Source organism: Arthrobacter sp. efr-133-TYG-118 (genome assembly GCF_030209755.1).
Classification (GTDB): domain Bacteria; phylum Actinomycetota; class Actinomycetes; order Actinomycetales; family Micrococcaceae; genus Arthrobacter.
This window is the reverse complement of the sequence record NZ_JARVRH010000031.1, coordinates 106490-115968: the sequence shown is the minus strand read 5'-3', so window position 1 is coordinate 115968 and position 9479 is coordinate 106490. Positions and strand designations below refer to the sequence as shown.

At 66.2% G+C, this 9479-nt stretch carries 4 protein-coding genes and 1 pseudogene; 1 reads left to right on the top strand and 4 read right to left on the bottom strand.

The features are described 5' to 3' along the window. Positions 1-3639 (top strand): annotated as a pseudogene (locus QRN59_RS21770) (NAD-glutamate dehydrogenase); the annotation flags it as partial. Positions 3640-3697: 58 nt separating this feature from the next. Here the strand turns inward: QRN59_RS21770 and QRN59_RS21765 are convergent. From QRN59_RS21765 to QRN59_RS21750, 4 genes are all read right to left on the bottom strand, one after another. After that, positions 3698-4885, bottom strand: coding sequence for an acetyl-CoA C-acyltransferase (locus tag QRN59_RS21765; protein WP_284984536.1), 1188 nt, complete (start codon positions 4883-4885; stop codon positions 3698-3700). Between the two features lie 78 nt (positions 4886-4963). Then, a complete protein-coding gene (locus tag QRN59_RS21760; RefSeq protein ID WP_284984535.1) occupies positions 4964-7039 on the bottom strand; it encodes a 3-hydroxyacyl-CoA dehydrogenase NAD-binding domain-containing protein in 2076 nt (691 codons plus the stop codon). Between the two features lie 15 nt (positions 7040-7054). Beyond that, on the bottom strand, positions 7055-8218 hold the full coding sequence (locus QRN59_RS21755) for an acyl-CoA dehydrogenase family protein (protein WP_284984534.1): 1164 nt from the start codon (positions 8216-8218) through the stop codon (positions 7055-7057). Then, on the bottom strand, positions 8215-9456 hold the full coding sequence (locus QRN59_RS21750) for a CaiB/BaiF CoA transferase family protein (protein ID WP_284984533.1): 1242 nt from the start codon (positions 9454-9456) through the stop codon (positions 8215-8217). The genes QRN59_RS21755 and QRN59_RS21750 overlap by 4 nt, the downstream gene beginning before the upstream one ends. Positions 9457-9479: the final 23 nt, after the last annotated feature.

The window sequence follows — 9479 nt, the reverse complement described above, 5'->3', positions numbered from 1 at the left end:
GTTCGTGTCCGCGCTCGTCTTCTTCCCGCGCCGCCGCTACAGCACGGCGGTCCGGTTGTTGATCGAAGAAGAACTCCGGAGGGCGTTCAAAGCGGACTCCGTCGATTTCGAAGTCCGGCTCACCGAGTCACCCCTGGCCCGCGTGTTCTTCCGGATCCACGTGGATGGTGCCGTGCCGGACGCCCCGCCGTCACATGCAGCCGTCGTCGACCCGTCCCAACTGGAGCGGCGCCTGATAGCCGCTACCCGCTCATGGTCGGACGGGCTCGACGATGCGATCCGTGACCGCTTCCCGACGGCGGAGGCCGTACGGCTCGCCGGGCTCTGGTCGGACGCCTTTCCTGCCAGTTATCGCGCGGTCTACGATGTGGAAGCCGCGGTCGGGGACATCGTCAATTTCGAGACGTTCGACCTGGAAGGTACAGGAGGCAGACCATACGGGGATCCGCTGCTCACGGTCTACGTCAGGAAGGGCGCCTCGAGCACGCTCGTCGAGGACGCCAGGATCCGCCTTTACCTGACCAGGCCCAGGAGCCTGACCCGGATCTTGCCCTTCCTGCACAACCTCGGGCTCGAAGTGCTGGATCAGCGGCCTTTCGAGCTCCGGCGCGGTGCCGCGCAGGACGTGTTTCTTTACGACCTCGGCGTGAAGTATCCCGGCGGTGTCGACCCCGAGGCTACGAGCGGACTGCTCGCGGAGGCTTTCGCGGCCGCCATGCGGGGGGACAGCGAATCCGACCGGATCGACGCACTCGTCATCCGGGAACGGCTTGGCTGGCGGCAGGCAGCAATCCTGAGAAGCTACGCGAAGTACCTCCAGCAGCTGGGGACCACCAACTCGTACGGATTCATCGCGGACACGCTGATCAGCAACGTCCGGGCAACGCGCGCGCTCCTGGCACTGTTCCAGGCGAAGTTCGATCCCGGACTGGACGGGCCTGACCGTGTCCGGAGCATTGCTGTGGCGACGAAGGAGTTGCTGGGCGCGATCGACGACATCCCGGTCCTCGACGCAGACCGCCTGCTGCGCACCTTCATGAACCTCGTGGAAGCCACAACGCGGACCAACTACTTCCAGGGCAAGGCCCACCTGAGCTTCAAACTCAATCCTGCTGCGATCGCCAGTGCCCCGTTTCCGCGTCCGAAGTACGAGATCTGGGTCTACTCGCCGCGGGTGGAAGGCGTGCACCTGCGCTTCGGGGACTTGGCGCGCGGAGGTTTGCGTTGGTCCGACCGAAGCGAGGATTTCCGGACCGAGGTCCTGGGACTCGTCAAGGCCCAGAACGTGAAGAACTCCGTCATTGTGCCCACCGGGGCCAAAGGAGGCTTCTACCCCAAACGATTGCCGGACCCTGTGACGGACCGCGAAGCCTGGCTCGCGGAAGGCCTGGAGTGCTACCGGATCTTCGTCAAGGGCATGCTGGACCTCACAGACAATCTGGTCACCACGCCACGAGGTGAAGAGGTGGTTCCCCCGGACCGCGTGGTGCGCCATGACGGTGATGACTGCTACTTGGTGGTTGCGGCCGACAAAGGAACAGCATCGTTTTCGGACGCAGCCAACGCCGTGGCCCGGGAATACGGCTTTTGGCTGGGCGACGCGTTCGCTTCCGGAGGATCCGTGGGATATGACCACAAGCAGATGGGCATCACCGCCCGTGGTGCATGGGAATCCGCCAAGCACCACTTCAGCGAGCTTGGCATGGATCCACAGAGAGAAGACTTCACCGTGGCCGGCATCGGAGACATGAGCGGGGACGTGTTCGGAAACGCGATGCTGCTCTCGCCGCACATCCGCCTCGTGGCCGCATTCGACCACCGGGACATCTTTCTTGATCCGACCCCCGACGCCGCAACATCCTTCGAAGAACGCAAACGCCTCTTCGGTCTTCCCCGTTCGTCCTGGGCCGACTACGACCCGGCCCTGATCAGCGAAGGCGGGGCTGTCCACTCCCGCGCGGCCAAGAACATCGAGATCACCGAGCAGGTCAGGCTGTGCCTCGGCCTGGAGCCGGGAACTGTATCCCTGCCACCCCACGCACTGATGCAGGCCATACTCCGGGCGCCCGTGGACCTGCTCTACAACGGCGGCATCGGAACATACGTCAAAGCCTCCACCGAGGACCACACCGACGTCGGCGACAAAGCCAACGACACCATCAGGGTCAACGGCAACGAGCTCAGGGCCCGGACCGTGGCAGAGGGCGGGAACCTGGGCGTCACCCAGCGCGGCCGGATAGAGGCGGCCCTGAACGGTGTCCTCCTCAACACCGATGCGATAGACAATTCGGCCGGCGCGGACTGCTCGGACCACGAGGTCAACATCAAGATCTTCATCGACCGGATGATCGCGACCGGCAAGATGCGGCCCGAGGAACGGACAGGGTTCCTGCATTCCCTGACCGACGAGGTAAGCCGCCTGGTCCTGGCAAACAACAGGGACCAGAACGTCCTCCTCTTCAACGACCGGCACCTGGCCCCGGAGCTGAGCCCCGGCTTTGAACGGATCATGGACTGGCTCGAGACTGCCGCGGACCTGGACCGGAACCTGGAAGCTCTGCCGGGCACGGAACAACTCCAGGACCGGCTGCGGGCAGGCACCGGGCTGACCGCCCCGGAACTGTCGGTGCTTGCCGCCTACGCAAAGGTCGAACTGGCAAAGGAGCTCACCGCCAGCAACCTCGCCGACGATCCTGGTTCAAGCGGGTCCTCCGCGGCTACTTCCCCCGCCAGCTGTCCGAACGCTTTGACGCCGAACTGGACTCCCACCCGTTGCGCCGGCAGATCATCTGCACCGTGGTGGCCAACGACATGATCAACCTCGGAGGGATCACGTACGCCTTCCGCGCCATCGAGGAAACCACCGCCACCGCCGCGGCCGTGGCCAGGGCCTTCGTGGTTGTCCGCGAGGCCTACGACCTGCAATGGATAACGGGCAGGATGACCGCCCTTCCCTCCGGGTTTCCCAGCGAATGCGCGGCGGAAATGGCACTGTATATGCGCAGGGCCCTGGACCGGGCAACCCGCTGGTACGTGACACACGATCATCGGGACCAGCCCGTCGAGGATGCCCTTGCGAGGATCGGGCCGACCTTTGGGCTGCTGCGGGCCCGGACCCTGGACTTTCTGCGCGGCTCCGATCGTGACCACACCGAGGACCGGTTGGCGCGTTGGGCTGACGCCGGGATGCCGGATGAGCTGAGACGGCGCTCCTCCGATCTGCTGGAAAGCTTCGGGCTCCTTGACATCTCCTTGATTTCGGAACTGGTTGACGAACCAGCGACCACGATCGCTGATATGTACTATGCGGTTTTCCATCGGATCGGTGCGTTGAGTCTGCTGCTGCGCATCACCGACCTGCCCCGGCAGAACCGCTGGGAAGCCCTGGCCCGGGCCTCATTGCGCGACGATGTGTACTCCGCCGTCGCAGACATGACCCTTTCGGTCATGCAGACCACTCGGGACCCTGATACGACAGGTGCCAATACCGTGGAACGCATCGTGGAATGGGAGCGCGGACACCAGGAACAACTGGGAAGGATCAAGGACACCTTCGCGGAGGTCACCAAACCCGGACAGGTGGACCTCGCCTCGATCTCCGTGGCCCTGAAACTCCTGCGAACCACGGTGCGGCGGTGAGGGACAGACCAGCACCTACGTGACTAACCGGTTAGGCGGAGCATCGGTCTGGTTTGAGTCAGCGTGACAGGAGCAACGCTTCCCCCTGGCCGCCCCCGCCGCACAGTGCCACGGCCGCCTTGCCGGTGCCGCGGCGCATGAGTTCGTATACGGCCGAGACGACAACCCGCGCGCCGGAGGCACCAAGGGGATGGCCAAGGGCGATCGCTCCCCCGTTGATGTTGACTCTGTCCATGCCGATTCCGAGCTTTGCCGCGGAATGCAAGGCTACCGAGGCGAACGCCTCATTGATCTCCACGAAGTCCAGATCCTCCACGCTCCAGCCGGCCACCTCAAGTGCCTTGCCAATGGCACGGGCCGGCTTGTCCGGCAGCGAGGTGTCTGGCCCCGCTGTCTGGCCCGGGGCGCAGAGAATCGCCATGATCTCGAGACCGTGGCCGTCTGCATAGCCGCGCGTTGTCAAGACGGTGGCGGCCGCGCCGTCGTTGAGCGGCGAGGCATTTCCCGCGGTCACCGTGCCGCTCGGGGAGAACGCCGGCCTGAGCCTACCGAGCGACTCCTCGTTGCTGTCCGGACGTACACCCTCGTCAGTTCCTGCCAGTTCGGCCTCGCCGCGGCCCCGCGAAACCTTGACAGGGACGATCTCCGCGTCGAAGAACCCGGCGGCCTGAGCAGCGCCTGCCCGCCGGTGGGAATCGGCTGCGGCCTTGTCCTGCTCGGCGCGCGAGATGCCCAAGGCGTCATTGGCGCGATCGGTGGCCAGCCCCATGGATTCCTCATCGAAGGCGTCCGTCAGCCCGTCGTGGGCCGCAGAGTCGACCAGCGCAGCGTCACCGTAGAGATGCCCGACGCGCGAACCGGGCAGCAAATGCGGGGCGTTGCTCATTGATTCCTGTCCGCCGGCGACTACCACCGCGGCTTCTCCCAGCCTCAACATTCGGCTTGCGTCGATGATGGCGCTCAGTCCGGACAGACACACCTTATTAATTGTGGCGGCGTGGGCGCTGAGCGGAATGCCGCCGGCGACGGCTGCCTGCCGCGCAGGATTCTGTCCTGCCCCGGCCTGCAGGACGTGTCCCATGATGACGGCATCGACGGCATCGGGGCGGATCTTGGCCCGGTCCAGGGCCGCGGCGATCGCGGCGCCGCCGAGATCGACGGCGGTCAGCGGGGCGAGTTGTCCCATCAGTCTGCCTTGCGCCGTGCGGGCGGCCCCGACGATGACGACATCTGTACTGCGGTTCATTTTCTTCTCCTTGGACGGACGAGGGATGGAGGGCCGGTCTGCCGGCAAGGGGACGACCCGGGCTAAGCGAGGGCTGGGCTACTCGACAGCCGGGACGAGAACGCGCAGATCCGGATGGAAGGCGGCGCCTGCTTCCCGGTCCAGCAGTGGGGTCAGACCGCCGGCATGGAACGGGAAATTGGCGCCAAGGACCATGCATAGGTCGATCTGCTCCGGCCCGGCCACCACCGACTCGTCCAGCATGGACGTGACTTCCCGGGTCAGCGCGGCAAGGATTCTGGCGCGGATGGCGCCAGACTCAGCCGGGTGCGACGCCGGCAGCAGGGCAGCGGCGGCAGGTGAGAGGCCGCCGTCGTCGTCCAGATAGCCTGGGAGTCCCGCGGCGACCAGCTTCGTGAGGCTGGTGCTCACGCCGAAGCGCTGCGGATAGGCCTGGTGCATGGTCTCGCAGATATGCAGCTGCACGGCCGGGCCGATGAATTGCAGCAGTTGCAGCGGTGTCATGGGCAGGCCCAGCGGGTCCAGGGCGTGGTCCACGGTCTCTGGATCGGCGCCGTCGTCGAGCAGGGAAAGGACTTCGCTGAAGAGCCGGGTCAGCACGCGGTTGACTACGAAGCCGGGCGTGTCCGTGGCGAGAACGGCTGTCTTGCGCAGCCGCCGGGCCAGTTCGAACGCCGTCGCAAGGGTGGTTTCGTCCGTGTGCGGCGCCGTGATGATTTCCACCAGTGGCAGCACGGCCACGGGGTTGAAGAAGTGGAAGCCGAGCAGGCGCTCGGGCTTGGCGAGGGACGCGCCCATGGCCTCAATGGACAGCGAAGAGGTGTTGGTCAGCAGCAGGGCGTCTGGCCGCAGCAGCGGTTCAAGCTCGGAGAACACGGCGCGCTTGACCTCCAGTTCCTCGAAGACTGCCTCGATGACCACGTCGCAGTCCGCGAAGACTGCTTTGTCTGTGCCTCCGGTGATCAGGGCGCGGACGGCCTCGGCCTCGATGGCCTGCAGGTGCCCGCGGCCCACGAGTTTGTCCAGCTGTCCGGCGGTCCACTCCAGTGCCCTGTCGATGTGCTCCTGGGATAGATCGGTGATCCGTACCGGGACGCGCAGTTGCCGCGCGAAGAGGAGGGCGAGCTGGCTGGCCATCAGCCCGGCACCGACGACGCCGACCGAGCGCACCGGCAACGGTGCCGCGGCCGGCCTGCCCGCGGGCTTCTTCGCCAGGGACTGCGTGAGGTGGAAGGCGTACATGCTGGCACGGGCCTCGTCGGAGAGCAGCAGTTCGCCGAAGGCCCGGATCTCCGCTGCCTGTCCGGCGGCCTCCTCGCTTCCGGAAGCGGAGGCGATCAACTCCAGGGCACGGTAGGGGGCGGGCGCGGCGCCGTGCAGGCGGGCATCGAGTTGTGTGCGGACGGCCTCCAGTCCTGCGGATCCAACGACGGCGCCGGAGGGATCCTGCTCCGCGCTGCGGTCGGCGCGGGCCGGAGCAGCGGCCGTGGCTGTAGTCCCGGAAAGAACGCCGGCGGCGAAATCCAGCGATGCCGCCATGAATCCGTCTTCGGGCAGTATGGCATCGACCAAGCCAAGCTCGGCCGCGGCCCGGGCGGAGAGGTTCCTGCCCGCGAGCGAATCCGTGACCACCAGACGCCCTGTCTCTGCGGGCCCGAGTAGTGCCACGGCGCGCGGGATGCCGCCCCAGCCAGGCACCAGACCGAGGCGGACCTCGGGGAAGCCCAGGGCCCGGACCGAATCCGCAACCGTGCGGTAGTCGGCGTGCAAGGCCAGTTCCAGCCCGCCGCCCAGGGCGGTCCCGTTGATGAATGCGAAGGTGGGCACCGGTAGTCCCACCAGTTGTCCGAGCACCTCCAGCCCCCGGCGTGCTACCTCCTCAGCCTGCTGCAGCGTGGTGGCCTCGGTCATCGTCTTCAGGTCCGCACCGGCACAGAAGACCGAGCCCTTGCCGGTCACGGCCACGGCGTCTATCCCGGAAAGGTCCAGGGCGCTCACTGCGGCCTCGAACCCGGCAAGCGATGCCGGGCCCAACGTCACGGGGCGCCGGCCGGAGTTCGTAAGGGTGAGGACGGCAAAGCGGAAGCCGCCGCGGTCAAGGTAGGTGGTGTTTGTCTCGGTAACGGTTTCGCTCACGGCGGGCGTCTCGGTCACGATGCTCCCCGCACTCTACGAGAAGCTCGGGATGCCGGTGATCGCGCGGCCCATGATGAGCGTGTGGACCTCGTCGGTGCCCTCATAGGTACGCACGCTCTCAAGATTGTTGGCGTGCCGCAGCGGAGAGTGCTCGAGGGTGATCCCGTTTCCGCCGAGGATGGTGCGGGCGGAACGGCAGATCTCGATCGCCTGACGGACGTTGTTGAGCTTGCCGAACGAGATCTGCTCGGGACGCAGACGGCCGGCGTCCTTGAGCCGCCCGGTCTGGAGGGCCACAAGCGTTCCCTTCTGGATCTCCAGGACCATGTCTACCAGCTTCTGCTGGGTGAGCTGGAACGAGGCGAGCGGTTTGCCGAACTGGGTGCGCTGGTTCGCGTAGCCCAACACGGCCTGGTAGGCGTCACGGGCGGCGCCCATGGCGCCCCACATGATGCCGTACCTCGCCTCGTTGAGGCAGGAGAACGGACCACGGAGGCCGACCACGCCGGGTAGTGCGGCACTGCCGGGCAGATGGACGTCCTCCAAGGTGATGTCGCATTGAATGGACGCGCGCATCGACAGCTTCTCGGGGATCGCGGTAGCCGAGAAGCCCGGGGTGTCGGTCGGGACGACGAAACCGCGGATGCCGTCCTCGGTGCCCGCCCAGATGATCGCAACGTCGGCGATCGAGGCGAGGCCGATCCAGCGTTTGGCTCCGTTCAGCACCCAGTCCGACCCTTCACGCTCGGCTCGGGTGAGCATATTGGCGGGGTCACTGCCGGCGGTGGGCTCGGTGAGACCGAAGCATCCGATCAGCTCACCTGCGGCCATGCCAGGCAGCCATCGCTCTTTGTGCTCATCTGAACCGAACTTGGAGATCGCGCTCATGGCGAGCGATCCCTGGACGGACACGAAGGTGCGGATGCCGGAGTCGCCGGCTTCAAGCTCCATGGCGGCGATCCCGTACTCGACGGCGGTGCGGCCGCCGCAGCCATACCCCTTCAGGTGCATGCCCAGCAGGCCGAGACTCCCCATTTCCTTGACCAGATCCTGGGGGAACACCGCGTCCTCATACCAGGACTTGATGTTGGGCCGGATCCGGTCATCGACGAACCGGCGGATCTGGCTGCGCAGGTCGATCTCCTGCCGGGTAAGCAGGGAGTCGATGTCGAGGTAGTCGGTGGCGAGGTCGGTCACTGGTGTACTCCCATTGGCTGGTGGTTGCTGCTGCTGTGGTGGTGTTGCGGGGGTTCGGCGGTGGTTGCGGTGTCAAGCCAGGTGCGCACTTCGTCTGCGTGCTGACCGAGCCGTGGTGGCCGCCGAACGTAGGTGACGGGCGTGTCAGAAAGGGTGATCGGGTTGGCTGCCAGGTCAACGCTGTCCGGGCCAGTGCCCACGGTGATGCGGGCGTTGAGCCCGAGCTCGCCGGCCATCGCAAAGGCGTCGGCGATGTCGTTGACGGGGCCGCAGGGGACCCCGCGGGCTGACAGCAACTGGTACCAGTACTCGGCGGTCTGCTTGATGGTCCGTGCGGTGATGGCCTGATCGAGTTCATCGATGTGGGCGACGCGGTCCGAGTTGGTCGCGAAACGTGGATCGTTCGCGGCGTCGGGGATGCCGAGTGCCGTGCACAGCTGCGCGAACTGCCGGTCGTTCCCGACTGCGATGACGACCGGTCGGTCCGAAGCCGGGAAAAGCTGGTAGGGCGCGATCGAAGGGTGCCGGGTGCCCAGGATGCCCGGGACCGCTCCTCCGGCGGTGTAGCCGACGCTTTGGTTGACCATGCTGGACAGCAAGGTACTGAGCAAGTTGACCTCGACGAGCTGGCCTCGGCCGCTTGTCTCCCGTGCACGCAGGGCGGCCAAAACGCCGATGGCGGCGTGCAGGCCGGTCAGTACGTCGACCAGGGCGACGCCGGCCTTGACCGGCTCACCCGGGCGCGGGCCGGTCACGCTCATCAGTCCTCCCACGGCCTGCACCAGCAGGTCGTAGCCGGGCAGCGCCGCGGCGGCCTCCTCCGAACCGAACCCGGTGATCGAGCAATAAATGAGCCTCGGGTTGATTGCGGCGACCTGGTCGTAGGACAGCCCATGCCGTGCCATCGTGCCCGGACGGAAGTTCTCGATCAGCACGTCAGCGCGCCGAATTAGCTCGACCAGGTCGTCGTGGTCCGCGGGGTCAGACATGTCCGCCGTGAATGAGCGCTTGTTACGGTTCACCGACAAGAAGTAGGTCGCCTCATGGTCATCGGTGAACGGTGGCCCCCACTGACGGGTGTCGTCGCCAGAACCCGGACGCTCTATCTTGATCACGTCGGCGCCAAGGTCACCGAACAGCATTGTCGCGTAGGGTGCGGCGAGTACCCGGCTGAAGTCGGCAACGACGATCCCGGCCAGTGCCCCGGCAACGCGATCATGCGAACTGGCGTCAGGCACCTGGTTCTCCTTCCGAAATGATC